Here is a 25,009-nt window from a genome sequence, read left to right as displayed (position 1 = left end):
TCGGCGCACATGCATGTCACCCATCTCTCGCTGGCCGACTTCCGCTCGTACGCCCGGGTCGAGGTCCCTCTCGACCCGGGCGTCACCGCGTTCGTGGGGCCCAACGGGCAGGGCAAGACCAACCTCGTCGAGGCCGTCGGCTATCTCGCGACCCTCGGCAGCCACCGGGTCTCCTCGGACGCCCCGCTGGTGCGGATGGGCGCGGAGCGGGCGGTGATCCGCGCGGCGGTCACCCAGGGCGAGCGTTCGCAGCTGATCGAGCTGGAGCTGAACCCCGGCCGCGCGAACCGGGCCCGGATCAACAGGTCCTCGCAGGTCAGACCGCGTGACGTGCTCGGTATCGTCCGGACGGTGCTGTTCGCGCCGGAGGATCTGGCGCTGGTCAAGGGCGACCCCGGTGAGCGGCGGCGGTTCCTGGACGAGCTGATCACGGCGCGTTCCCCCCGGATGGCCGGGGTCCGCTCCGACTACGAGCGGGTCCTCAAGCAGCGCAACACCCTGCTGAAGTCCGCGGCGATGGCCCGGCGGCACGGCGGCCGCTCGATGGACCTGTCCACCCTCGACGTCTGGGACCAGCATCTGGGCCGGGTGGGCGCCGAGCTGCTCGCGCAACGTCTCGATCTGATCGCCACGCTCCAGCCGCTGGCCGACAAGGCGTACGGGGACGTCGCGCCGGGCGGCGGTCCGGTGGCCCTGGAGTACCGCAGCTCGGTCGGCGAGGACGTGGGCCCTGCGCGCACCCGTGACGAGCTGTACGAGCAGTTGATCGCGGCGCTCGTGGGGGTCCGCAAGCAGGAGATCGAGCGGGGTGTGACCCTGGTCGGTCCGCACCGCGACGATCTGGTGCTCGGACTGCGGGGGATGCCGGCGAAGGGGTACGCGAGTCACGGCGAGTCCTGGAGTTACGCGCTGGCGCTGCGGCTGGCCTCGTACGAGCTGCTGCGCTCCGAGGGCAACGAGCCGGTGCTGGTCCTGGACGACGTCTTCGCCGAGCTGGACGCCCGCCGCCGGGAGCGGCTGGCGGAGCTGGTGGCCCCGGGCGAGCAGGTGCTCGTGACGGCCGCGGTGGCTGAGGACGTGCCGGGTGTGCTGGCGGGGGCGCGGTACGCGGTGACCGCGGGCGAGGTGGAGCGGGTATGACCGGCCGGGGCGAGAGCGGGGCGGGCCGACGGGGTGCGGCCTCCCGCGCGGGCGGTACGGGTGCGGCTCGGGCGAAACGTACGGGCGCGGACCGGCCCGGTGGGACCGGTGGCACGGGAGACGCGCTGCCGGATCCGGGAGCTCCCGGGGCGTCGTCCGGGGTGTCTTCCGGGGTGTCGAGTCCGCCCGAGGTGACCGGGGTCGATCTCGCCCGGGTCGCGTTGCGGGCGGCGAAGGAGCAGGCCAGGGCCCGGGGTGCGGCGGCGCAGCAGAAGAAGCAGGCCCGGCGGGGCGGCGGGCTGCGCTCGGGGGCCCGGTCGGACGGCCGGGATCCGCTGGCCCTGGGCTCCGCGATCAACCGGCTGATCACCGAGCGGGGCTGGGAGACGCCCGCGGTGGTCGGCGGGGTGATGGGGCGGTGGCCGCAGATCGTCGGCGAGGACCTGGCGAAGCACTGCGTGCCGTTGCGGTACGACGACGATCCGGATGCCCGGGTGCTGACCGTGAGCTGTGACTCGACGGCGTGGGCGACGCAGCTGCGGCTGCTGGCTCCGCAGCTGGTGGCCCGGTTGAACGCGGATCTGGGGCAGGGCACCGTACGGCTGATCAAGGTGGTCGGGCCGGGCGGTCCGGAGCGCCGGTACGGGCCGTTGCGGGCGCCCGGCAGCAAGGGCCCCGGGGACACCTACGGGTGAGGTTTTGGGCCGGCCGCCGGAAGCGGCCCGCCCGCAGGGGGTCCCGCGGTCGGTTTCCCGCTTTCCCGCCGCCTGCCCACGGATCGTCGCTCGGCAAGGCTGAGCTGCACTTTCGGCATAAAATTGTCGTGTACCGGGCGGGCTTTGCGTCGGGTTCGTCATGGTTCGCGCCGGAGGAAACCGGACGGTACGGCCGGGGTGTCCCGCACCGTAGCGGGAGATTGACAGGCCGAAGCGCTCAAAGCCCGCCAGGGCCTCTTGGAGCCCCTTCCCGAATATGGGGAGTCGTCAGCCGCTCATTCAGGGCGGCACATGCGTACTCAGGTACCGGCAAACCCCCATTCATGTCAGTGCTACCGGTAGACTGGTGAGTAATCCCGCCGCTGAGGCGGGAGTCGTTGATACAAGCCGAACGACGCAGCCGCTCCCGCCTGTCCGGAGAACGGCCTGTGCTGTGCCAGAAAGGGCGCTTCGTGGCCGATTCCGGCAACCCCAACGAGAACATTCCGTCCCCAGCCGGTGAGCACGGCGAGGTCACCGCCTCGTACGACGCCAGCGCGATCACCGTGCTGGAAGGGCTGGACGCGGTCCGCAAGCGACCCGGCATGTACATCGGCTCGACCGGTGAGCGCGGTCTGCACCACCTCGTGCAGGAAGTCGTCGACAACTCGGTCGACGAGGCGATGGCGGGCCACGCGGACACCATCGACGTCACGATCCTCGCCGACGGCGGGGTGCGCGTGATCGACAACGGCCGCGGCATCCCGGTCGGCATCGTGCCGTCCGAAGGGAAGCCGGCCGTCGAGGTCGTGCTGACCGTCCTGCACGCGGGCGGCAAGTTCGGCGGCGGCGGTTACGCCGTCTCCGGCGGTCTGCACGGCGTCGGCGTCTCCGTCGTCAACGCCCTGTCCACGCGGGTCGCCGTCGAGGTCAGGACGGACGGCTACCGCTGGACCCAGGACTACAAGCTCGGCGTCCCGACCGCCCCGCTGGCCCAGCACGAGGCCACCGAGGAGACCGGTACGTCGGTCACGTTCTGGGCCGACGGGGACATCTTCGAGACCACCGAGTACAGCTTCGAGACCCTTTCGCGCCGCTTCCAGGAGATGGCGTTCCTCAACAAGGGCCTCACCCTCAAGCTCACCGACGAGCGGGAGTCGGCGAAGGCGACGGCGGGCGCGGACAGCGCGGACGCGGTCGAGCCCACCGAGGAGGAGGCCGCCCGCTCGGTCACGTACCACTACGAAAACGGCATCGTCGATTTCGTGAAGTACCTCAACTCCCGCAAGGGCGACGTCATTCACCAGTCGGTGATCGACATCGAGGCCGAGGACAAGGAGCGTCTCCTCTCGGCCGAGATCGCCATGCAGTGGAACACGCAGTACACCGAAGGCGTCTACTCCTTCGCCAACGCGATCCACACGCACGAGGGCGGCACGCACGAGGAGGGCTTCCGGGCGGCGCTGACCTCGCTGGTCAACCGGTACGCGCGCGACAAGAAGCTGCTCCGCGAGAAGGACGACAACCTCACCGGCGAGGACGTCCGCGAGGGCCTCACCGCGATCATCTCGGTGAAGCTGGGCGAGCCGCAGTTCGAGGGCCAGACGAAGACCAAGCTGGGCAACACGGAGGCCAAGACCTTCGTGCAGAAGGTCGTCCACGAGCAGCTGACGGACTGGTTCGACCGGAATCCCAACGAGGCCGCCGACATCATCCGTAAGGGCATCGCCGCCTCGACCGCCCGGGTGGCGGCCCGCAAGGCGCGCGACCTGACGCGGCGCAAGGGGCTCCTGGAGAGCGCCTCGCTGCCGGGCAAGCTCAGCGACTGCCAGTCGAACGACCCCACCAAGTGCGAGATCTTCATCGTCGAGGGTGACTCCGCCGGTGGTTCGGCGAAGTCCGGCCGTAACCCGATGTACCAGGCGATCCTGCCCATCCGCGGCAAGATCCTGAACGTCGAGAAGGCCCGGATCGACAAGATCCTCCAGAACACCGAGGTCCAGGCGCTGATCTCGGCGTTCGGCACCGGGGTCCACGAGGACTTCGACATCGAGAAGCTCCGCTATCACAAGATCATCCTGATGGCGGACGCCGACGTCGACGGTCAGCACATCAACACCCTGCTGCTGACCTTCCTCTTCCGCTTCATGCGGCCGCTGGTCGAGGCGGGGCACGTCTATCTCTCGCGCCCGCCGCTCTACAAGATCAAGTGGGGCCGGGACGACTTCGAGTACGCGTACTCGGACCGGGAGCGCGACGCCCTGGTGGCCCTCGGCAAGCAGAACGGCAAGCGGATCAAGGAAGACTCGATCCAGCGCTTCAAGGGTCTCGGCGAGATGAACGCCGAAGAGCTGCGCGTCACGACCATGGACGTCGACCACCGGGTCCTCGGCCAGGTCACGCTGGACGACGCGGCGCAGGCCGACGACCTGTTCTCGGTGCTCATGGGTGAGGACGTCGAGGCACGGCGCTCGTTCATCCAGCGCAACGCCAAGGACGTCCGCTTCCTCGACATCTGAGTCGGCCGTACCAGCGACGCCGCAGCTCGAAAGGACTTTGACCAGCAATGGCCGACGAGAACACCCCTGTGACACCTGAACCCGTGATGCCCGAGGAAGCGATCGTTCCCGGTGTGGGCATGCGTGTCGAGCCCGTCGGGCTCGAGACGGAGATGCAGCGCTCCTACCTCGACTACGCGATGTCCGTCATCGTCTCGCGTGCGCTGCCCGACGTACGGGACGGCCTCAAGCCCGTCCACCGCCGGGTGCTGTACGCGATGTACGACGGCGGCTACCGCCCCGAGAAGGGCTTCTACAAGTGCGCCCGCGTCGTCGGCGACGTCATGGGTACGTACCACCCGCACGGCGACTCCTCCATCTACGACGCCCTGGTGCGCCTCGCGCAGCACTGGTCGATGCGCATGCCGCTGGTGGACTCCAACGGCAACTTCGGTTCCCCGGGCAACGACCCGGCCGCCGCCATGCGGTACACCGAGTGCAAGATGATGCCGCTGTCCATGGAGATGGTCCGGGACATCGACGAGGAGACCGTCGACTTCCAGGACAACTACGACGGCCGCAACCAGGAGCCGACGGTCCTGCCGGCGCGCTTCCCGAACCTGCTGGTCAACGGTTCCGCGGGGATCGCGGTCGGCATGGCGACCAACATCCCGCCGCACAACCTCCGCGAGGTCGCCGCCGGCGCCCAGTGGTATCTGGAGCACCCCGAGGCCTCGCACGAGGAGCTGCTGGACGCGCTTATCGAGCGCATCAAGGGCCCCGACTTCCCCACCGGCGCGCTGGTCGTGGGACGTAAGGGCATCGAGGAGGCGTACCGCACCGGCCGCGGCTCCATCACGATGCGCGCGGTCGTCGCGGTCGAGGAGATCCAGGGCCGCCAGTGCCTGGTCGTCACGGAGCTTCCGTACCAGACCAACCCCGACAACCTCGCGCAGAAGATCGCCGACCTGGTCAAGGACGGCAAGGTCGGCGGGATCGCGGACGTCCGCGACGAGACCTCCTCGCGTACGGGTCAGCGGCTGGTCGTCGTCCTCAAGCGGGACGCGGTCGCCAAGGTCGTCCTGAACAACCTGTACAAGCACACCGACCTCCAGACGAACTTCGGCGCGAACATGCTGGCGCTCGTCGACGGGGTGCCGCGCACGCTGTCGATCGACGCGTTCATCCGCCACTGGGTGACGCACCAGATCGAGGTCATCGTCCGGCGGACGAAGTTCCGGCTGCGCAAGGCGGAGGAGCGGGCGCACATTCTGCGCGGCCTCCTGAAGGCCCTGAACGCCATCGACGAGGTCATCGCCCTCATCCGGCGTTCCAACACGGTGGACATCGCGCGTGAGGGCCTGATGGGCCTGCTGGAGATCGACGAGCTCCAGGCGAACGCGATCCTGGAGATGCAGCTGCGCCGGCTGGCCGCGCTGGAGCACCAGAAGATCACCGCCGAGCACGACGAGCTCCAGGCGAAGATCAACGAGTACAACCAGATCCTGGCCTCGCCCGCCAAGCAGCGCACGATCGTCAGCGAGGAGCTGGCCGCGATCGTCGATAAGTTCGGCGACGACCGGCGCTCCCAGCTGGTGCCCTTCGACGGTGACATGTCCATCGAGGACCTGATCGCCGAGGAGGACATCGTCGTCACGATCTCCCGCAGCGGCTATGTGAAGCGCACGAAGACGGACGACTACCGCTCGCAGAAGCGCGGCGGCAAGGGCGTGCGCGGGACGAAGCTGCGGGAAGACGACATCGTCGACCACTTCTTCGTCTCGACGACCCACCACTGGCTGCTGTTCTTCACGAACAAGGGCCGGGTCTACCGGGCCAAGGCGTACGAGCTCCCGGACGCCGGCCGGGACGCGCGCGGCCAGCACGTCGCCAACCTGCTGGCCTTCCAGCCGGACGAGAAGATCGCCCAGATCCTGGCGATCCGCGACTACGAGGCCGTGCCGTACCTGATCCTGGCGACGAAGGGCGGTCTGGTGAAGAAGACCGCGCTCAAGGACTACGACTCGCCGCGCTCGGGCGGTGTCATCGCGATCAACCTGCGCGAGATGCCGGACGGCGGCGACGACGAGCTGATCGGCGCCGAGCTGGTGTCGGCCGAGGACGATCTGCTGCTCATCAGCAAGAAGGCCCAGTCGATCAGGTTCACCGCGACGGACGACGCGCTGCGCCCGATGGGCCGTGCCACCTCGGGTGTGAAGGGGATGAGCTTCCGCGAGGGCGACGAACTGCTCTCGATGAATGTCGTCCGGCCCGGTACGTTCGTGTTCACCGCTACCGACGGCGGGTACGCGAAGCGGACCCCCGTCGACGAGTACCGCGTCCAGGGTCGCGGCGGCCTCGGCATCAAGGCCGCCAAGATCGTGGAGGACCGCGGATCGCTCGTCGGTGCGCTGGTGGTCGAGGAGACCGACGAGATTCTCGCCATCACGCTCGGCGGTGGTGTGATTCGTACGCGAGTCAATGAAGTCAGGGAGACGGGCCGTGACACCATGGGCGTCCAACTGATCAATCTGGGCAAGCGCGATGCCGTCGTCGGTATCGCGCGCAACGCCGAGGCCGGTCGTGAGGCGGAAGAGGTCGATGGGGCCGATGACGCCGATGACGCCCGCGGCGAGATGGCCGAGGTTCGCGCCGAGGGCGTGAGCGAGGGCACTGTCGAGGGCACGGAGCCTTCGACCGGGGAGCACGAGGAGTAGAGCGTGAGTGGAGCCACGGGCGCCGGTTCGGCCGCTTCCGGAGCCGGCGCGAACGGTGCCCGTGGCCCTGCCACGGACTCCCAAGGGGGCACTGTGACGGACACACGAGGACCTCAGCCCCAGTACGAGGGTTACGCGACCGGGCCGCTGCCCGGCGAGCGTGAGCCCGCACCGGGGCCTTCGGGGCCGTACCACCCGCCCCGGGCGTACCAGGCGCCCGAAGGCGGTACCCAGGGCGGCCGGCAGCGCCCCGGACAGCCGGCCGACGGCACCCTGGGCGGTGCGCAGGGTGTGGGCGGCGCCCAGGCGGCGCGCAAGCCGCGCACGGGGGCGCGGACCACTCCGCGTACCCGCAAGGCCCGTCTGCGCGTGGCCAAGGCCGACCCGTGGTCGGTGATGAAGGTCAGCTTCCTGCTGTCGATCGCGCTGGGCATCTGCACGGTGGTGGCGGCGGCGGTGCTGTGGATGGTCATGGACGCGATGGGCGTCTTCTCCACCGTGGGCGGCACGATCAGCGAGGCCACCGGCTCGAACGAGAGCAACGGCTTCGATCTGCAGTCGTTCCTGTCGCTGCCGCGGGTGCTCATCTTCACCTCGGTCATCGCCGTGATCGACGTGGTGCTGGCCACCGCGCTGGCGACGCTGGGCGCCTTCATCTACAACCTGTCGGCGGGCTTCGTGGGCGGCGTCGAGCTCACGCTGGCCGAGGACGAGTAGCGCGCCGGGTATCGATTTTGGGACTGGCCCCGACGTGCGCTAATCTTCAGAAGTCAGCGCGACAGCGCGACAGCGCGGCGGGGCTATAGCTCAGTTGGTTAGAGCGCATCCCTGATAAGGATGAGGCCACAGGTTCAAATCCTGTTAGCCCCACAGAACGAAGACCCCCAGTCACCAGGTGGCCGGGGGTCTTCGCGTTGGCGTGATCAGTCCGAGGGGTTCAGCTGGACGAGGTAGCCGGGCTGGACTCCGTCGATGGTCTCCAGCAGGTTGCCGGACGCGACCCAGACCGTGGTGGGCTCGGCGTCGACCGGGATCTGGAAGACGCCGTGTTCCGGGCCCCTGCTTTTGGGGTTGATGCCGGATGACGGGTCGGGCTTTCCCTGGTCGGACCAGTAACGCGCGTAGTGGTCCGCGAGTTCGTTGTCGCTCTGGGTCGGGCTGTACGCGGTGTCGTCGACGTTGAGGGTGGCCGCGTCGTCCGCGCTCCAGTCGGCCTCGCTTTTTCCGACGTTCAGTACCTCCATGCTGACCACGCAGTACTGCTTGCCCTCCTCGGGCGTCGGCTCGGTCACTCGGTCGCCCGCATGAGCGCGGACTTCCGGGGCCAGTGGTTCTCCGCACCGGACTTCGTCGACCGTCACCTCGAACTCGTCCAGCTTGGGTGTGTTCGAGTACGCGATGGTCAGCTTGAACGGCTCTCCGGTCATGGGCCTGCCCAGGACCTCCGCGCCCGGCGGCGCGCCGACGTCCGGGCTGCTGGTCGCCGCCGCCGGTACGGCGCTGCCGGGGCTCGACGCCGTGCCGACGGATGCTGCCCCGCAGGCCGGGAGCGTGAGGAGCGCGAAGGCGGCGCCGAGTGCCGCGCAGGTACTGCCACGAGAGCTCATCGGACGGTCCTTTCGGCGGTGCGCCGGACCTCTCCATGGTCATCCGGTCCACCGGGAACCGCTCGTCGGCGGTTCCGGAGGCGTACGGAAAGTGCCCCCGGGCGCGCGAGAAGAGCCCCCGTGCGCACACGAAGGCCCCCGGTACGCGAAAAGGGCCCTCGGCCGGTGTGAACCGGACCAGGGGCCCCGGAGTGCGGTGGCGCCGGGATCAGGGGGGTGGCGCCGGGGAGTCGCCTTCCGGGGCTGTGGGGTGGGAGCCGGCCGGGCCGGTCGTACGCGCGGTGTCCGCGGGGTCGAGCGACAGGTGGCGGGTGGCCGGGGAGGAGCCGTGGGCCTCGGCGCGGATGCGCTGCTTCATCGTGGGCGGAAGGGCCCGGTCACGCGGAAGGGTCCATCGGACCGAGGGGGCGAGTGGGGTTGCCGCGGTGGCACCCGTGTGCTCCTGGGTCGTGGCGCTCGGCTGCGCGGCGGCGTTCGTGGCGTTCGTGGCGCTCGCCGTGGCGGTGGCGAGGCCCAGCGACGCCAGGAGGGCGAAGAAGGCGGTGATGAGGGCGGTCCAGATGTTCTTGGGCTGGAAGGTGCTCATGGCCCCTCGCTTTCGGACGGTCCGGTTGCTGACTTCTCCGATCATGTGGATCCGGGCCGCGATTCCGGGGAGCGACGCCCGCACTGTGCCGATCTTCGGATGAACACCACTCGTATGGTGCAACCGGAGTGGACAGACCCTCGCGGGCGGTCGGAAGGGGGTGCCGGGAGGCCGTTCGGGAAGCCGCGGAGGGGTCGTTCAGGGGTTCCGGGCAGGTCACCGATCGGTATCGGCCGGTGTGTATAGTCGGCGGCAGAAGGCCCTTACGCCAAGGAAAGACGAGGTCGCGCGGTGAAGAAGCTTCTCCTGGTCGCACTGGCCGCCATCGGCGGGCTCCTCGTGTACCGCCAGATCCAGGCGGATCGCGCCGAGCAGGATCTGTGGACGGAGGCGACCGACTCCGTGCCCGCAGGTTCGGGTGTGTGAGACGGCACAGTCTGTTACGGGCCCCGGTCGCTGAGCGGCCGGGGCTTCGTGCTGTTCGGGACCCGATCGCTCTGTTCGGGGCCCGTTCGCTGCGCGGGCCCTTTGTGGTGCCGCCGGCTCCCGTGCGGCTCGGGCCCTTGGTGATGCGCCGGCTCCCTGCGGCTCGGGGCTTCGTGGTGTGTGGGCGGGAGGACCGTATCTCCCGGAGGGCCCGTATCTCCCGGAAGGGCTGTATCTCCTGAGTTCACTTGTCTCTTGGGTTCATTTGAGTACCTGCATGAATTGCTCAAGTGAACTGCCTCGCGGCGTCGGCGAGGGCGGGAACGCGACAAGAAGGGCAATCCGGCTATGGCCGGAGACAGCGGCGGTGCGGGCGGGGCAGGATGGACCGGCATCGCGGCCCGGTCGACGGGTACCGGCGCGTGTGGACGACGAGGGGAAGCGCGTGAAGAGGCAGCGCAGCAGGGGGCGGGTGGCGGCCGCGGTACTCGCGGCGATGTGCGCGGCGGCGGTCCTGCCGGGGCAGGCACACGCGGCGGGCCCCGGACCGTACGCGTTCGACCCCGACGCGAAGAACGTGCAGGGCGCGACGGCGAACGTCGAGGCGTCCGAACTCGACGAGGGCGTTGCGTACCGCAGCACGATCAGGCCGGGCGAGAAGCTCTACTACCGGGTCACGCTGGACGACGTCTCCGCCGCCTATGTCTCGGCGGTCGCGGTGCCCGGCGACAGCGGCCCGGCCGCCTACGGCGACGGCATCACCCTCAGCCTCCGGGAAACCGACGACACCCGGTGCGACTACCGGCGGGCGAACTTCGGACCGGGCAAGTACACCCGTCCCATCGCCGCGTACGTCTCACGGACCGTCGGGGAAGGCCGCACCACCTGCCAGGAGAGCGGCCAGTACGACGTCCTCGTCGAGCGCGAGAGCAAGGAGACGTCCGACACCGGGGCCTGGGACCTGGAGTTGCGCTTCCTCCAGGAGCCGCAGCTGAAGAGCGGGTCGGCCATACCGACCGACGGGCCCGACAACTGGCCCTCGGCCTCGGCGAAGCCGCTGACCGGGGAGCAGCGGAAGCGGTCCGGCGGGGCCGGGTACTCCGAGGCCACCAGCCTGGAGAACGGCCGCTGGCAGGACACCGTCGCCCCGGGGCAGACCCGCTTCTACCGGGTGCCGGTGGACTGGGGCCAGCAGATCCACGCCACCGCCGGGCTCTCCAACAGCACGAGCGCCGAGAAGGACTTCGTGGGCAGCGCGCTCACCCTGTCGCTGGACAACCCGGCCCAGGGGCATGTCTCCGACGCCACGCTCTCGTACTCCGGAGGGCCCGCTTCCGCTTCCCTGCGGCCGCTGCCGCCGGTGGCGTACCGCAATCGGTTCGACTCCTCGGCCCAGGTCAGCGCCATGCGGTTCGCGGGCTGGTACTACCTGTCGGTGTCCCTCAGCCCGAAGCTGAAGGAGTCCTACGGCTCCGAGCCGATCCCGTTCGAGCTGTCGGTCCAGGTGAAGAACACGGCCGAGGAGTCCCCGTACGAGGGTGATGCCGGGGTCTTCGGTGTCACCGACCAGGACCGGGAAGTGGCCCGGAAGGGGAAGAGCGCCCGGGAGGCCGCGCGGAGCGGCCCGATGACCGTGGTCGCGGCGGCCGGGATCGGCACGGGGTCCGTGCTGGTGCTCGGGCTGGGCGTCTGGACGCTGCTGGCCCGCCGCCGCGCCACGGCCGCCGGCTACCCGGCCGGTGGGGGGCACCAGCCGCCGCAGGGCTGGTAGCCGGCCCGCCGGCGGCCCGCGCCGGGCCCCCGGGAGGGCGGCTGCCGCTCCTCCGGGGCGTCGGCTGCCGTTCCCCCGGCGCCGGACCTGGGGTGTCGCACCTGGGTCCTTCAGCTCTGGAACCGTCGACCTGGGGCCGTCAGACCTGGGTCAGGGCCCAGATCCCGACCGCGAAGCAGATCAGCGCCACCACCAGCACCGGGACCGCCACCTTCGGGGGCGGTCCCGGACGCGTTCGCCGTACGGGTGCGTGGGGTGCATGCGGTGCGTGCGGTGCGGCGTGCTGTGCCGGCGCCTGCGGGTGCTGCTGCTGGGCGGTGTACGCGCGGGTGGCGGCGGGATCCTGCGGTACGCCGGAGGGCGGCGCCTGGGAGGGGGCCGGCGCGCCGACGGCGTACGGGGGTGGCGGGTCCGGGGCGAACGGTGCGGCCGGCGGCTGCTGGAACCCCGGCTGCGCGTACGGCTGTGGCTGTGGGGGCGAGGCCCCGGGCGAGGCCCCGGGCGAGGCCCCGGGCGAGGCTTTGGGCGGCGGCGCGAGGCGGAAGCTGCCCGTCTCCGACATCGAGGCGGGGGGCGGCGCCGAGGACTGCTGACCGGACGGCTGCGCGAGGGCCTGCGGTGAAGCGGCCTGCGGTGAAACGGCCTGCGGTGAAACGGACTGCGGCGAAACGGACTGCTGCGCCGGTGCGGGCGCGGGTTCCGCGGGCTGCTGGGGGGCGGTTACGGGTCCGTCGGGGCCGAATCCCGCCGGCAGGGGCCCGATCTGGTCGAACACCTCCACCGGCTCGTCGTCCGGGCCGGATTCGGGCAGCATCTCGACCGCCGCGGTCAGGGCCTTGCGCGCGCCCGTCGCGGTCCGGAACCGGGCGTGCGGGTCCGGCTGGAGCAGTCCGGCGAGAACCTGCCACAGCGGCTCGGGAATGCCGTTCGGGGCGCTGGGGGTGCCGTGCGCGGCGAAGTGCTCGACCAGCGCCTGGGCGTCGGGCTTCTGGCCCTGGAGGAGGTAGAGCGCGACCAGGCCGACCGCGAAGAGGTCCGCGGGGAAGTCGGGCTCGGCGCCCAGCATCTGCTCGGGGGCGAAGTAACCCGGCGTACCGACCACGTAGTTGGTCTCGGTCAGCCGTGGCTCGCCCTTGCGCATCGAGATGCCGAAGTCGGAGAGGCGCAGATGCGGGCGGCCCGTTCCGGTCGCCTCCATCAGGATGTTGGCGGGCTTGATGTCGCGGTGCACCACCCCTTCCGCGTGCACCGTGGAGAGGCCGGAGAGCAGCTGGTCCAGCAGCAGGCAGACGAAGCGCGGGGGCAACGGGCCGTAGTCGCCTATGACATGGGCGAGCGAGCCGCCGCTCACCAGGTCCATGGTGAACAGGACCTTGTCGTCGTCGGCGGCCCAGCTGGCCGGGGCCAGCACATGCGGGTGCTCGATGCGCAGGGCCTGCTCGCGGACGAAGCGCAGCAGCGTGTGCGCGTCGCTCTGCTGGAGCACCTTGGCCGCGACGTACCTGCGGCGGCGGTGGTCCCAGGCCCGCCAGACGGCACCGGCCCCACCCCGTCCGACCGGATCGATCAGCTCGTACCGACCAGCGAAGACCTCACCCATCGCGCTGCGCCCGCTCCCCGTTCCTGTGGTGCCGCGGCGTCCGCCGCGGCCCGTGTCCGGCCCCCGTGTCCGGCCCCCGTGTCCGGCCCCGTGTCCGGGCCGGCACCAGGGCGCCACGCGGTGCGCGTGCCCTGGCTCCGCCGTCCGTCGTTCCGGAGCCGCTAGCTCTGGTGCCCCTCGTAGTGCGCGACCGCGTCCGCGGTGCGTCCCGCTCCGTACACCTTGAGGAACTCTGCCAGCTCCGGGTGGGTCGGGGCGAGGGCATCCGAGGCGTCGATGATGTCGCTGGCCGCCGCTACGGACCGCAGCAGGGACTGGATCTCGCGCACCACACGGCGGACGGTGGGCGCGCCGCTGGTGGAGCCGGTCTGGCCGGTGGCGGTCAGGACCGACCCGCCCTGCGACTTCTTGATCTCCTCCATGCGGTCGGTGGCCTCGCCCGCGCTGACGCTGCCGTCGGCCACCTGGCTCGCCAGCTCCTGGAGGGCCTGGACGCGCTGGACCACCGCGGGGTTCCCGATCTTGGCCCGCTGGCCGCTCATCAGCTGGGAGAGCATCGGGGCGGAGAGCCCGAGAACAGCGGCCAGCCGGGCCTGGTTCAGGCCGAGGTCATCGATCAGCCGACGGAAGAGCGCCCCCAACGGCTCTCCGTACCAACTGCGTTGAAGCTCTCTGGCTCTTGCCGTCGCCTCTTGTTGCGCTGCGTCCATGGCGTCTCCCCATCGCTGCGGCTTCGCTGCTGCGAACCTTGCGAGCATCCTACGGAGCGTGGTCGTTCACCGGGAGTCCCTATCCTTTTGCAGGATCACGGGGGTGACCCGGTACTCTGGTCTGCGACGGTAGCCCTGGCGCGGACGTGCTGGGCGTTGCCTTCGTTCGTTGTGGCCCGGGGCCTTAGCTCAGTTGGTAGAGCGCTGCCTTTGCAAGGCAGATGTCAGGAGTTCGAATCTCCTAGGCTCCACTCGCTTCGCACCCCTCTGACCTGCGGAAACGCGGTCAGAGGGGTGTTTTTTGTCTCCGCCGGTGGGCACATGGTGGGCACATCGAGTCGTCTACGGTCGTTTCATGGCCTACATCGAAACCAAGGAGCGAAGGGGCGGAGACACCACCTTCGTCGTCCGCTGGCGCTCAGCTGGCGCGCGGAACGGCAAGCGGGAGTCGGAGTCGTTTGACGATCTCCCGTCCGCTGAGAAGTTCCGCGACCTCGTGAAGGCGCACGGGGAACACTGGCCGCCCGGGTGGACCCGCGGTCACGGGTTCGTTGCAGACCGCCGCCGCAAGGAGACGATGTTCGAGCCCTTCGCGCTCGCCTATGTCGACCGGCTCACCGGTATCCAGGGCGACACACGCAGTAAGTACAAGACGCGCATACGTGCCAACATGACGCCCTGGTTCGGTCCCTACTCCGTGGAGGACGGGGAGGGCTCGATCCGACGAGAGATGGTGCAGGACTGGGTCAACGACCTGGAGGCCGGACGGCTCGCCCCGCTCGACCCTTCAGACCGGAAGCCTCGAACGAAATACCGGCCGAAAACCATTCAGAACGAGCACGGCTTGCTCTTCTCGATCCTTCAGGCAGCGGTGGACGCGGAGCCGTCCCTGCGGGCCTCGAATCCGTGCGCGAAGACCCGTCTCCCGCGGCTTGACGGCGCTGAGGACGAAGAAGAGATGGTCTTCCTCGAACGCGAGGAATGGGCCTGGATCTACGAATGCCTCAGCGACGATGCCAAGGACCTCGGCGAGGCCATCGCGGAGACCGGTTTCCGGTGGGGCGAGGCAACAGCGCTCCAGCCCCGTGACCTTCGGCGGCGCAACGGCCGACCCGCCATCCGTGTCCAGAGGGCCTGGAAGAAGGACGAGAACGGTAAATCCATTCTCGGCGCCCCGAAGACCAGGAAAGCGCGGCGGACCGTCGTGATCACTCACAAGCTTGACCGGATGCTGCGGCGCCGTGCCAAGGGCTTGGCTCCCAACGCCCTGATCTTCACGGGCCCTGAAGGGGGCAAGTGGGACCCCGGCACATTCCGCCGTCTGCGCTGGCTGCCCGCGATCGAACTGGCCGCCGAGAAGTACGGACTCCTCAAGCGACCGCGCATCCACGACCTCCGCCACTCTCATGCGTCGTGGCTGATCGCCGCGAAGGTTCCCCTGCCGGCCATCCAGGGGCGGCTGGGGCACGAGTCCATCACCACCACCGTGGACCGCTACGGCCACCTCCTGGACGCCCTGGACGACGAGGTCATGGCCGCCGTCGAATGGGCCATGGATCCCACCGCGCAGCTACCTGGAATGCTTCCAGGTCCCATCCTCACATCTGCGACTGATCAGGTTTCCCTCCCGCAGCAGCGGTCGGCCGCCGGACCCATAACGGTTTAGGCCACCGGGCAAGCATGAGTAGGTAAATCCGCTCGGATTACTGGGAAGATGGCAAGAACGGTGTGGTGTGCGAGCTGCTGCTGGCTTCACGGCTTCCAGATGTTCGGCTCGTTATCAGGACCGGAATTAGCTTCCTGTACGTCTCCGGCAGGATATTCGTTCGGGAGCAGCATTCCCGGTTTTCCATTTACTAGGTTTGGCTTTAGGTGGACGCGGCAGCCAGCCTCCCGTGCTTGGTTGACCAGATTCACCACCCACTCAAATGGGGGAGAGAACGCAGGAACCTGCTTCCTTTGGTCGCCTTCCCCTTGCCAAGTTTCTGTTTGTGCACCGATTACGACCCAGTCAAACATGGAGAGGTCGGTAAACTTCAGTGGCTCTTTGAGAGGTTCGATCGAGAGCCATTTCACCTTGACTCCGTCAATCTGGCGAAAGGCGTCTTCCGCGATGCGTACGCGTTTTTGTTCATCCACGCTGGTTCCGACCCACGCAGACGGCGGAAGGTCCACCTTATTGTATCTAGCTGGAAATTTTGTGAGTAGCAAGTACTCCCACTGAGGATTTGCAAGCATGGATGAGTGGACCTGGAGAATCCATTCCTCGGGTACCCAGCGGCCGTAGAGGTCAGCCATGGAGCAAACGAATACTCGTTTCCAGGATGGGTCGGAAATATGATGCTCTGGAATACGGGTATTCTTGGGCGCGTTTAGGCGTTCATGATGAAGCAACGGAGTGAATCCAGCGGGATTCACTTGTTTGAAGCGCAGGGTGATTTCTCGGGCGTAACAGTAGTCGCAGCCGTGAAGGCAGCCCGTTACTGGGTTCCATGACCAGCGAGCCCAAGAGATTCCCTCCCCGTCGGTGTTATTGAAAGTGGCCTGTCCTATCGGCTTGTTGTAAGAGACTTCCTTTCCGTCGTACGTACGCAATGTCAGGATGACAGGACCGGGCTTGCTGAGTGGAGCTGCTTCTGGCATATCGCGGCGGCGTTGGCGAGCTTGCTTATCGGCCTGATCCAAGGCCATTTCGCCAGACTTGACCTTCTCGACTAGTTCTGGTGCGTAGGTCTCGACGGTCTTAGCCCGCTGTACGGAACGTTGCGATGCCCCTACGGTCCGTGCAGCTGTGGCCGTAGCTTCCCGATCGTGACGTTCTGTTACTGCTTCCCGCCGATCGGCGGGAAGCTGCATCCCTGTGACCTGCGCATCTGCTTGGGCCGCGCGTTGACGGCCGGCCTCGCGCTGTCGCTCCTTCGCTCCTTCTTCGAACGCCTTCTCGTACTCAAGGGCCAAGAAGGCACGTTGCCCAGCGGTGAGCTGACGGCGGGAGATATTTTTGGAGACAATGAGGTCGAGGATTTCGGCCTCACTTTGTTCGGCCGGCAAAGCCTCAAAGAACATTTCGGCGTTCGCCGCCTCGCAAGCACGATACCGATTTCGCCCATCGATGAGGACCGTACGGTCGTGGTTAAGAAGGATTGGGTCCCTCAGTCCGTTGCGTTTGACGTCCAATACCATTTCGTCGAATTCTTCGCCCTCAATCAAGGGGAAAACGTCGGCAAAGGCATGGACGTCGTAAGAACCAAGCTTGCTCATGTGGGTGAGTCCTCGTTACTGCGCGGCAATTCGAATAATGTGTCCTGCTGCTGTGGGATTGACGACAGGGGTCTTACCCGCTTGACCTCCGGTCCAAGGAGGTTGAGGCGACCCTCGTAGGTAGCCGCCACCCATTCGGATTCTCTTCCTCGAACGGAGGAGTACTCTGCCTTGGTGAGTGACATACGCATGCGCGCGTTACGGAACCGAACTGGGTCGTCCCGATACCAGGTGATGTGTACTTCTAGCTTGTTGCGGATGAAGGCTCGCCGGATTTCATCTTCCGTGGCTGTGCGCCAGTCGTGAGGGGTCTCCAGGAGGTAAGACCACTGGGCATCGTCGCGATCGATCCAAGCCAGACAAAGATCACGCTGTCGGGCGAGATTCAGCAGCTGAGGCGTGATCAGGTCGTAGCGTTCGATACGATCTTTGCGACTCGCCCACGCTTTGGCGCCTTTTGCGTTCCAGCCGATGGTTGAAAAACTACGGAAACGTTCGGTGCGTCGGCTGATCTCTGTTGGTAGAGTTTCACGCATGGCCCAACCGTTAACGCCATTAGGGTCATTGAGAACAAGTACGGCGTCAGCGGGCCGGATGAAGTCCACGGAGATATCCCGACCATCCATGTTCAGCGCTCGTACCGTAACTCGTTCGCCACAGCGCCAAACGTTCTCCTCCAGCTGGGAGTATCCGAGGGCGGGCAGGCGTAGAGCGAGATTGACGAGCAGCCGGTCGTAGGTTTTCGGGTTGATCTCGACAAGTCGGACTTCTACCGGCTTGACTCCGCGCTCCCATCGAGCGTGATGGGCCAAGATTCCCGGTGAGGAGTTCTTGTGCCAGTCGTCCGTCTCATCTTGCAGGCTGGCGTCACCAGCGGTCAGGTCGAGCCACACGAGCCGTCTGCAGCTCTGTAGGAACCTCGAACCGCCTCGGTTGACGACCCCGATCTCCTTGCCGACGAAGCGACTGAGCGTCTCGTGCTTGCTGTAGGTACGGGCTCCACTCCGCCCAACGCGGTCAGTTTGCGCAGACAACCGAGTGCTCTCCTCTTGATGTCCTGATTCCCGCCCGTAACAGCCGTATGGCTGAGCGTCACAGTAGCTGCAACAAAGGTGCTATGAGGGCCAGTTGCCTAAAAATCACTCACTTGTGTACGAACAGCGTGATCTTGGTTGAAGATGATCATTCGTTGCTGGACTGTCTCACCAGAGACTCAGCGGGCGTCCAGCTGCGACGGCGGCTTCGATGCGACTGAGGAGCTGTCTCTCCGTTTCACGTTCTGCTCGGTCAGCGCGAATAGCGGCACCGATGTTGCGTGCCCGGCCAGCGGGCCCTCGGAGGTCGGCCAAAGGGCTGGCGGGATCGCGGCGCCTGGCGAGCCATTCGGCTCGGTTCTCCGCGGCGGTCCCCAACCGGAGGTGTGTCGGTTGCTGGCAGGAGTGGTTGTCGCAGGTGTGGCAGACGGTCGGGCTCTCGGTTCCCCAGCCGAGCCGAGGGATGACACCGTGCGCGAGCTGGTACCCGTAGAGGTGGCCTGGCACCGTGCCGCGTCGCGTCCTGCCCGGCCGCGACGCCGCCCTGAAACTGGCGTGGCCAGTGCTGGAGATCCCGCCGAAGAAGAACCAGCAGTCCTCGGTTGACGAGGTTCGGTAGACCTTCGCCCAGTACCGGGCCCGAACGGACTCGTTGGCCAGCCAGGACATCCACTCAACAGCGGTTATACGAACGGGCGTTGGCTCGCCGATGAGGGAAAGTTGCTCGTCAACGTGAACGGGCCCGGACCCGTTCACCGCCGCGAGCGGGAAGAGTCCGGGCCCGATGTCGTTCTCAGGCGGCATCAGCCCGGCTGTCGTCCGGCGTGACGACCGGGGCCGGGGCGCCCGAGGTCGAGGAAGCTGCGTCTGCCGCATCTGTCCGAGGCTTTCGGATTCGGGTTGTGCGGGGCCGCTCGGCGCGGGCACGCAGCGATTCGATGATCTCCTTCGCCCGAGCAGCGGTAACAGGCTTCGCCTCCCGTTCCAGCTCCTCCGCCGGGACGCCCAGCAGTTCCGAGACCAACTCGGCATCGTTGTCGAAAAGCCGCAGGACTACAGCAGCAGCCTCCCGTGCCGTGACGTCGGCTTCCTCCTTCGCCTTGGCCGCCTTCACCGCAGCCTCGCGTGCAGTCAGCACGTGCTCGGCGGCCATCTCCCGCGTTTTCGCCTTCACCGCTTCAGCAGCGCGAACCCGCCGCCGCAGCTCCGATGCGCTCACCGGTCCTGCCGAATTCGTGCTCACCCATGCCCCCAGTTCTGTTCGAAATCAGTGCTCGTCGTGCGCACCGTAGGCACAGGTCCGCGGACATCTCGAACCACGCCTTCGTTGGGTGCCGGCGAGGGCGAACAGGCTGCCTCCGGCGGGTCCTCCTCGGAGGGGGTGGGGGCTGGTTGGTCGGGTGCCGCGCCGTCGTGGTGCAGGTGGTGAAGGCGGGGTTCCCTCCTCGGCCGGACACCCCAAGGGGCGTACCAGGAACCCGGACACGGCGTCCAGGCCAAGCCGCTACGCGGTCGCTACGCGAGCCAGGACACCGCGCCCGGAACCCTGGTACGGCGGAGCTGTCCGACCGAGGAGGGAACCCCGCCCAGGTGCGTGGTGTGCCGGGCCCGGCAGGGCGGGTGCGGGCAGGTGGGGGCGGGAAAAGGCCAGGTCAGAGCGCCTATTCAGGTTGACCCAACCCATAGAACATGGTTTAATTAGTGATGTCGGAAGGGGAGGGCAACCCCCGATCGGCACACGGCAGGCCGACCGGCCGCCGACAACCTCTCTCACCAGGAGAACGAACGTGAGCACCACGAAGGCACCCGCGAAGCTCGAAACCATCCGCGCCCTGCTCGCCAAGGCGGAGGACCCCCGCACGCCGGAGTCGGAGGCGGAGTTGGCCCGGAAGCGGGCGTTCGAGATGATGGCGAAGTACGGCGTCGAACAGGCGATGCTCAACGACGCCAACCCGGCCAGCGACGGCCCGACGGACCGCAAGATCGTTCTGGATAACCCGTGGGCGATGGAGCGGGTCCGCCTCATCAACCGCATTGCGCTCGCCCTCGGCTGCGAGCTGATCCACCTTGGCCGGGACGGCAGTGGCCCGGCACGCCGGGTACACATCTTCGGGTACGCGAGCGATCTTCAGCGTGTCGAACTGCTCTACACCTCTCTTCTCCTCCAGATGAACAGCGGACTGGCCGCTCAGTCGGTCCCGCCGGGCCAGGGTGCGCGTGCCTGGCGTCGATCCTGGCTTCTCGGCTTCATCAACCGGGTGGGCGACCGCATCGAGGAGGCCGAGCGCGGCGCACGCGACGAGGCCAGGGGCGAGACCACCGCCACCGGCCGCAGCGCGGCCCTCGTGCTCGCGGACCGCAAGGCCGTCGTCTCGCGCAGCTATCAGCAGGCGTACCCCCGTGCACGGAAGGGTGGCACCACCACCATGACCGGCAACGGGTACGGAGCCGGATGGATGGCGGGAAGCCGCGCCGACATCGGCGGTAAGCGGATCGGCCGCTCCACGGCCGGGTCCATAGCCGCGTAACCCCGTCAAGGCCGGGGGGTGGTCATCCGCCGCCCCCCGGCCGCCGAGCCCGCGACCTAACCCAGGAGGCATGACCGTGCCCGCTCGAAAGCCACTGGCCACCCCCGCCCGCATCCTCACCGCCGCCGCCGACCACATCGAACGCGTCGGCCTCTACCAGGGTGACCACCTCTGGCAGCCCGGCCGGATGGGAGACACCGCCCCGTGCACCGTGCTGCACGCATGGGAGCGCGGCGTGCGTTCCGTCCGGCCCCGCTGGTCCGTGCGCGGTGAACCGTGGAACATCTTCCAACGAGCCCTGTTCGACTCCCTTGTGGTGCTCAGCAACCAGGTCAACGGCCGCCCCGTGTCCGGGGTCCGGTGGCGAAAGCTACGGCTCACCGAGGACGCCTACCGGCGCACCCTCCTGTGGTGCTGGGGGGACGAGCCCGAGCGGACCACCGCCGAGGCCACCGCGATGATCCGCACCGCCGCAGCCCTGCATTCGAGTGACGGCGATCACAGCACCCCGGGTTGTCCCACCCTCAAGAACATGGTTTAATTAATGGTGTCGGAAAGGGGAGGGCAACCCCCCGACCGACACCGGGCCGAAGGGCCCGAACAACTCTCACCAGGAAGAGAAGGACCGATGACGAACACCAAGACCCAGGCCGGCGTCCAGACTGCTCCTGCCCCGTGGCCGACCCTCATGGTCTCCGAACTTGCCGCGCACCCCGGCAACGTCCGCGACATCGAGGCCCCGGCCGATCTGCTGGCCGACGTGAAGGACAACGGTGTCGTCGAGCCGCTGTACGTCGTGCGCACCCACGGTGACGTGCCGCAGGTCATCGACGGATTCCAGCGACTGGCCGCCGCCGTCGCGGCAGGGCTGGAGACTGTGCCGGTCACTCCCCGCCCCGTCATCCGGATCGACGCGCTCACCCCGCACCCGAAGAACGCCCGTGAAGATCTCGACCTCAACGCGCCGTTCGTGGACTCGCTCCGCACCGAGGGGTGCCGCATCCCCGTCAAGATCCAGCGGCTCGACGGCGGAGTCCTCCAGGTCAACGACGGAAACCGGCGCTACCACGCAGCGACGGACGCGGGTCTCACCCACCTGCCGTACGAGTGGGAGGAAGACGACCGCGACGCGGCCGGACAGTTCCTCGACATGATTACGACCGCTCAGCACCGTAAGAGCCTCACCACATCCGAGATGAACCAGGCTATGTTCAGCGCGGCCGAGGCGGGCGCGCAGGTCGGCCGAATCGCCAAGGCCGCAGGCGTGCGGCAGAAGGACGTCAAGACGCTGGTCAAGGTCAGGTCTGACGAGAAGCTGAGCGCCGCCGTCAGCGGCGCGGGCAGCTACGAGTGGACTTTCGAGCACCTGGCCGCGCTCTCGGAGTTTGCCGACGACGCCGAAGCGCTCGCCGCGATCACCGAGGCCGCCGCCGAGGGCGACGCCGACGAGGGAGACGTTGACTGGGCCATCGCCATCGAGCGGACCAAGCGCGACAAGCGGAACAAGGCGGAGGCGCACCGCGCGGAGCTGGAGACGGCCGGGCAGAAGATCAGGGACGCCGAGGAACTGTCCGAGCGGGCTATGCCCGTGTGGCGACTGCGCGGCATCAGCACCGAGGGGCACGCCGAGTGCAAGGGGCTTGTCTGGGTGTTCGATGAGCGGCGGGGGGACCGGTACGAGCCTTACTGCTCCGCCCCCGGCCTGTACGGGCACACGGTGCCCGAGGGTGCCATCGCCAGCGGCAGCACGATGACCGCCGCCGACAAGGAGGCCGAGCGCGCCGCCCGCGCCGCCGTCAAGAAGGGGAACATCGACTGGGACGCGGCCGAGGCCCTGCGCCGGAAGTGGATCACGGACCTGATCAAGCGGCGCAACCTCCCCAAGAACACCACCAACACTCTGATAGGGCACGTCAATAACGCTCTGCTGAACGGTAGTTGGGGTATCGCCGACGACCTGAACAAGGAGGGCACCACGGAGATTCTGGCCGGATTCCTGGGGCTGAACGCCGAGCAGGCGAAGGACCGGAGCAGCTTTGCCGGGCACGTTGCCAAGGACCCGCGCCGGGCCCCGCAGCTCCAGTTCGCCGCCATCGCGGCCGTCCGGGAGAAGTGCGCGAACCGATCGGCATGGCGGACGGACAGCCAGCACGCCCCGTGGACGCGGAAGCCCACCGGCCGGTGGTTCCAGGTGCTCGCGTCCCTCGGGTATCCGCTCACCCCCATTGAGCAGTCGGTCGTGGACGAGGAGCCCTACGACCCGTCGAAGAAGAAGCCCCGCGCCGCGATCACGTCCGGCAGTGAGCCGGAGACCGAGCAGGAGCCCGGCACCGACGAGGAGACGGGCGAGCCGGAGGCCGAGGAAGCCGACGACCCGGCCAGCGACGACGAAGCCACCGCCTAACCACCTCAGCCGCCCGACGCCGGGGGCGGGAACCGCCCCGCTCCCGGCACCCCCAGGAGCCCCACAGTGACCCGTACAGTTCTGTTCGAGACCCACGCCGACGACCACGGATGCGGATGCGTCCCCGCCCCCGCCGAGCCCGACCCCGGCACGACCGCCGACATCATGCAGGCCCGCGCCATCGCGGGCGGACTCGCGGAGTTCGGCGTAGGTCCCGCCCGCTGGTCTGCCGCCTACGACCACGAGGCCGCCGCCGTCGTCCTGCGCGTGGACACCTCGCGCGGACTGTACGCACTCGCCATCCCGGCCCCCGGCCAGCCGTTCCCCGTCCGCCACCGGGGCGAGCGCATCGGCGCGCTGGACTGCCGACGCACGTACGGCACCGCCGACAGCTACACCGCCGCCCTGTTCGCCGCGTTCCTACGCGACCGCGCCGCACTGGACATCCCTGGCCGGGATGCTTGCCCCACACCTAAAAATATGGTTTAATTAATGATGTTGGAGGGGGCGGGCAACCCCCCTCCAACCGTACGGGCCGCTATCCGGCCCGACCCCGGCCGCACGCGGAGGGCAACCCGCCCGGCCGGGCCCCCAATTCCTCTCTCACCAGCAGGAGCACCCACGATGACCAGCGCAGCCATGCGGTTTTCCATCCCCGCCACGGCTCAGTCTCGCGTCCGTCAGCTTGTCGAGGCCACCAACACCCGCGCCGCCGTCCATCACCTCAGCGCGTACACGCTCGACATCTCCGCGCCCTTCCTGGCCGACTACCACGACATCGACGGTCGCCTGATCGGCAAGCGTCCCACCATCACCGTGACGATCTCCGGTGACATTCCCCGTCACCAGGGCTGGACCGTCATCGCCCGCCTGGACCACGACGAGGAGGGCGAGACGATCACAAGCCTGTTCCCCGGTCTGCCTGAGCAGGACGCGGAGGCCGCGCGCCAGTACCGGGCCATCGAGAACTTCTGCCACGGGTGCGCCGTCGCCCGCCACCGCACCGCCACCTACCTCGCCCGCCACGAGAACGGCGAGATGCGGCAGTTGGGCACGACGTGCGTGGAGCCGTACACCGGTCTGCCGATCAAGGGATTGGAGGCGTTGTGGCGGTTCGGCACGCTGAAGGACTCCGATTGGGACGGCGAAGAGGGCGGCATCCCGGCCGATCTCCGCGTCCCGGTGATCGAAGTCCTGCGGGTGACCGCCGCCATCGTCAAGACGGAGGGCCGGTTTTACAGCCGGTCCGAGCAGTGGAAGAACTCCATGCCGACCGCCGACGGCGTCGAAGCGTACTTCTTCGACCGCAAGGCCCCGATGGAATGGCGGGCCGACATCGACGCCGACACCGACGCGCCGACCACGGCCGCCGCCGTCCGGGCATGGGCCGTCCAGGGATACGGCAGCCTCTCCGACTACCGCCACAAAGTAGGCCAGTTGGCGAAGGGCGAAACCGTCGACCCGCGCCACCTGCCGACGCTCGTGTCCGCCATCGCGGGTTGGTACCGCGACCAGGAGAAGGAGGCCACCGAGCGGGCCGCGCAGAACAGCAAGCCGCAGGGCACCGTGGGCGAGCGCATCACCACCCCCGCCACCGTCACCACCGTCATCGAGCTGGAGGGCCGGACGTACGGCTACCAGACCCAGCGCCGCCGACTGGTGAAGTTCCAGGACCCGCAGGGCAATGTGTTCGTCTGGTTCAGCAGCGCCGCCGACGTCCCCGACCAGGGCGACGAGGTCGAGCTGACCGGCACGGTCAAGGACCACAGCATCTACGGCGAGACCGCACAGACGGTTCTCACCCGGTGCCGCGTCGCCGCACGCGAACCGGTCGCCGCTTAGCAGGTCCGGCCGGGCGGGGAAGACCGCCCGGCCGGACCCCGGCCGCCGGGCCGTGGGGGGGGGGGGGGGGGGGCGCCCCCCCCCCCCCCCCCCCCCCCCCCGCCCGGGGCGCCCCCCCCCCGGGGCGGGGGGGGGGCGGCGGGGGCGCCGCCGGGGGGGGCCCCCGCGGCGGGGGCCCCACGCCGCCCGC

General features: G+C 68.4%; 20 protein-coding genes and 2 tRNA genes. 15 read left to right on the top strand and 7 right to left on the bottom strand.

Annotated elements, in window-relative coordinates; all coding sequences use genetic code 11:
• Positions 1-9 precede the first annotated feature (9 nt).
• From recF to ACGF2Y_RS03450, 6 genes are all read left to right on the top strand, one after another.
• Positions 10-1,140 (top strand): DNA replication/repair protein RecF, encoded by a 1,131-nt coding sequence (gene recF, locus ACGF2Y_RS03475; RefSeq protein WP_392942899.1) that lies wholly within the window; start codon positions 10-12, stop codon positions 1,138-1,140.
• A gap of 191 nt (positions 1,141-1,331) precedes the next feature.
• Complete coding sequence (locus ACGF2Y_RS03470; RefSeq protein WP_392943292.1) at positions 1,332-1,835, top strand: DUF721 domain-containing protein; 504 nt, start codon at positions 1,332-1,334, stop codon at positions 1,833-1,835.
• A 449-nt stretch (positions 1,836-2,284) separates the two neighbouring features.
• Complete coding sequence (gene gyrB, locus ACGF2Y_RS03465; protein WP_392942897.1) at positions 2,285-4,354, top strand: DNA topoisomerase (ATP-hydrolyzing) subunit B; 2,070 nt, start codon at positions 2,285-2,287, stop codon at positions 4,352-4,354.
• A gap of 47 nt (positions 4,355-4,401) precedes the next feature.
• Positions 4,402-7,050 (top strand): DNA gyrase subunit A, encoded by a 2,649-nt coding sequence (gene gyrA, locus ACGF2Y_RS03460; RefSeq protein ID WP_392942895.1) that lies wholly within the window; start codon positions 4,402-4,404, stop codon positions 7,048-7,050.
• A gap of 93 nt (positions 7,051-7,143) precedes the next feature.
• Positions 7,144-7,767 carry a DUF3566 domain-containing protein gene (locus ACGF2Y_RS03455; protein ID WP_392942893.1) on the top strand — a complete coding sequence of 208 codons (624 nt, stop codon included), beginning with the start codon at positions 7,144-7,146 and terminating at the stop codon, positions 7,765-7,767.
• Positions 7,768-7,846: 79 nt separating this feature from the next.
• Positions 7,847-7,920: transfer RNA gene (locus ACGF2Y_RS03450), tRNA-Ile, on the top strand.
• 53 nt (positions 7,921-7,973) lie between these two features.
• On the opposite strand, the gene ACGF2Y_RS03445 is transcribed toward ACGF2Y_RS03450, so the two are convergent.
• Together ACGF2Y_RS03445 and ACGF2Y_RS03440 are read right to left on the bottom strand one after the other, a co-directional pair.
• Positions 7,974-8,657 carry a hypothetical protein gene (locus ACGF2Y_RS03445; protein ID WP_392942891.1) on the bottom strand — a complete coding sequence of 228 codons (684 nt, stop codon included), beginning with the start codon at positions 8,655-8,657 and terminating at the stop codon, positions 7,974-7,976.
• 208 nt (positions 8,658-8,865) lie between these two features.
• Positions 8,866-9,243, bottom strand: coding sequence for a DUF6344 domain-containing protein (locus ACGF2Y_RS03440; RefSeq protein ID WP_392942889.1), 378 nt, complete (start codon positions 9,241-9,243; stop codon positions 8,866-8,868).
• 291 nt (positions 9,244-9,534) lie between these two features.
• Here ACGF2Y_RS03440 and ACGF2Y_RS03435 point away from each other — a divergent pair, with 291 nt between their 5' ends.
• Positions 9,535-9,669, top strand: coding sequence for a DLW-39 family protein (locus ACGF2Y_RS03435; RefSeq protein ID WP_003958712.1), 135 nt, complete (start codon positions 9,535-9,537; stop codon positions 9,667-9,669).
• A 445-nt stretch (positions 9,670-10,114) separates the two neighbouring features.
• Complete coding sequence (locus ACGF2Y_RS03430) at positions 10,115-11,440, top strand: hypothetical protein (protein ID WP_392942887.1); 1,326 nt, start codon at positions 10,115-10,117, stop codon at positions 11,438-11,440.
• Positions 11,441-11,579: 139 nt separating this feature from the next.
• Here the strand turns inward: ACGF2Y_RS03430 and ACGF2Y_RS03425 are convergent, their stop codons facing one another.
• Together ACGF2Y_RS03425 and ACGF2Y_RS03420 are read right to left on the bottom strand one after the other, a co-directional pair.
• Positions 11,580-13,040, bottom strand: coding sequence for a protein kinase (locus ACGF2Y_RS03425; RefSeq protein WP_392942885.1), 1,461 nt, complete (start codon positions 13,038-13,040; stop codon positions 11,580-11,582).
• A gap of 161 nt (positions 13,041-13,201) precedes the next feature.
• Positions 13,202-13,750, bottom strand: a complete 549-nt coding sequence (locus tag ACGF2Y_RS03420) for a helix-turn-helix domain-containing protein (protein ID WP_392942883.1) — start codon at positions 13,748-13,750, stop codon at positions 13,202-13,204.
• Positions 13,751-13,928: 178 nt separating this feature from the next.
• Between ACGF2Y_RS03420 and ACGF2Y_RS03415 the strand changes: the two genes are divergently transcribed.
• Positions 13,929-14,001 (top strand) — tRNA-Ala (locus tag ACGF2Y_RS03415).
• Positions 14,002-14,105: 104 nt separating this feature from the next.
• Positions 14,106-15,416 carry a tyrosine-type recombinase/integrase gene (locus ACGF2Y_RS03410; protein ID WP_392942882.1) on the top strand — a complete coding sequence of 437 codons (1,311 nt, stop codon included), beginning with the start codon at positions 14,106-14,108 and terminating at the stop codon, positions 15,414-15,416.
• A gap of 86 nt (positions 15,417-15,502) precedes the next feature.
• On the opposite strand, the gene ACGF2Y_RS03405 is transcribed toward ACGF2Y_RS03410, so the two are convergent.
• The 3 genes from ACGF2Y_RS03405 to ACGF2Y_RS03395 all read right to left on the bottom strand — a co-directional run bounded on the left by ACGF2Y_RS03405 (position 15,503) and on the right by ACGF2Y_RS03395 (position 19,264).
• Positions 15,503-17,011, bottom strand: coding sequence for a DUF5131 family protein (locus ACGF2Y_RS03405; protein WP_392942880.1), 1,509 nt, complete (start codon positions 17,009-17,011; stop codon positions 15,503-15,505).
• Positions 17,008-17,904 carry a hypothetical protein gene (locus ACGF2Y_RS03400; RefSeq protein WP_392942878.1) on the bottom strand — a complete coding sequence of 299 codons (897 nt, stop codon included), beginning with the start codon at positions 17,902-17,904 and terminating at the stop codon, positions 17,008-17,010. Before ACGF2Y_RS03400 ends, ACGF2Y_RS03405 begins: the two co-directional genes overlap by 4 nt.
• Positions 17,905-18,838: 934 nt before the next feature.
• Positions 18,839-19,264 (bottom strand): hypothetical protein, encoded by a 426-nt coding sequence (locus ACGF2Y_RS03395; protein WP_392942876.1) that lies wholly within the window; start codon positions 19,262-19,264, stop codon positions 18,839-18,841.
• 568 nt (positions 19,265-19,832) lie between these two features.
• Between ACGF2Y_RS03395 and ACGF2Y_RS03390 the strand changes: the two genes are divergently transcribed.
• The 5 genes from ACGF2Y_RS03390 to ACGF2Y_RS03370 all read left to right on the top strand — a co-directional run bounded on the left by ACGF2Y_RS03390 (position 19,833) and on the right by ACGF2Y_RS03370 (position 24,819).
• The gene (locus tag ACGF2Y_RS03390) at positions 19,833-20,573 is read left to right on the top strand and encodes a DUF2786 domain-containing protein (protein WP_392942874.1); all 741 of its coding nucleotides are present in this window, start codon (positions 19,833-19,835) and stop codon (positions 20,571-20,573) included.
• Between the two features lie 76 nt (positions 20,574-20,649).
• Positions 20,650-21,114: a DUF6197 family protein gene (locus ACGF2Y_RS03385; protein ID WP_392942872.1), complete on the top strand. Its 465-nt coding sequence runs from the start codon at positions 20,650-20,652 to the stop codon at positions 21,112-21,114.
• A gap of 87 nt (positions 21,115-21,201) precedes the next feature.
• A complete protein-coding gene (locus ACGF2Y_RS03380) occupies positions 21,202-22,977 on the top strand; it encodes a ParB N-terminal domain-containing protein (protein WP_392942870.1) in 1,776 nt (591 codons plus the stop codon).
• A 66-nt stretch (positions 22,978-23,043) separates the two neighbouring features.
• Positions 23,044-23,466, top strand: coding sequence for a hypothetical protein (locus tag ACGF2Y_RS03375; RefSeq protein WP_392942868.1), 423 nt, complete (start codon positions 23,044-23,046; stop codon positions 23,464-23,466).
• Between the two features lie 135 nt (positions 23,467-23,601).
• Entirely contained in the window at positions 23,602-24,819 is a 1,218-nt protein-coding gene (locus tag ACGF2Y_RS03370) for a hypothetical protein (protein ID WP_392942866.1), read from the top strand.
• Positions 24,820-25,009 lie beyond the last annotated feature (190 nt).

It is taken from the genome of Streptomyces sp. NPDC048142, from assembly GCF_043202835.1.
Classification (GTDB): Bacteria; Actinomycetota; Actinomycetes; order Streptomycetales; family Streptomycetaceae; genus Streptomyces.
This window is presented reverse-complemented; position numbering and strand designations above follow the sequence as displayed.

Coding starts and splice junctions, on each gene's coding strand:
- ACGF2Y_RS03420 (WP_392942883.1), bottom strand. CDS start 13,750: ATGGACGCAGCGCAACAAGAGGCGACGGCAAGAGCCAGAGAGCTTCAA.
- recF (WP_392942899.1), top strand. CDS start 10: ATGCATGTCACCCATCTCTCGCTGGCCGACTTCCGCTCGTACGCCCGG.
- ACGF2Y_RS03445 (WP_392942891.1), bottom strand. CDS start 8,657: ATGAGCTCTCGTGGCAGTACCTGCGCGGCACTCGGCGCCGCCTTCGCG.
- ACGF2Y_RS03425 (WP_392942885.1), bottom strand. CDS start 13,040: ATGGGTGAGGTCTTCGCTGGTCGGTACGAGCTGATCGATCCGGTCGGA.
- gyrA (WP_392942895.1), top strand. CDS start 4,402: ATGGCCGACGAGAACACCCCTGTGACACCTGAACCCGTGATGCCCGAG.
- ACGF2Y_RS03410 (WP_392942882.1), top strand. CDS start 14,106: ATGGCCTACATCGAAACCAAGGAGCGAAGGGGCGGAGACACCACCTTC.
- ACGF2Y_RS03405 (WP_392942880.1), bottom strand. CDS start 17,011: ATGAGCAAGCTTGGTTCTTACGACGTCCATGCCTTTGCCGACGTTTTC.
- ACGF2Y_RS03370 (WP_392942866.1), top strand. CDS start 23,602: ATGACCAGCGCAGCCATGCGGTTTTCCATCCCCGCCACGGCTCAGTCT.
- ACGF2Y_RS03440 (WP_392942889.1), bottom strand. CDS start 9,243: ATGAGCACCTTCCAGCCCAAGAACATCTGGACCGCCCTCATCACCGCC.
- ACGF2Y_RS03380 (WP_392942870.1), top strand. CDS start 21,202: ATGACGAACACCAAGACCCAGGCCGGCGTCCAGACTGCTCCTGCCCCG.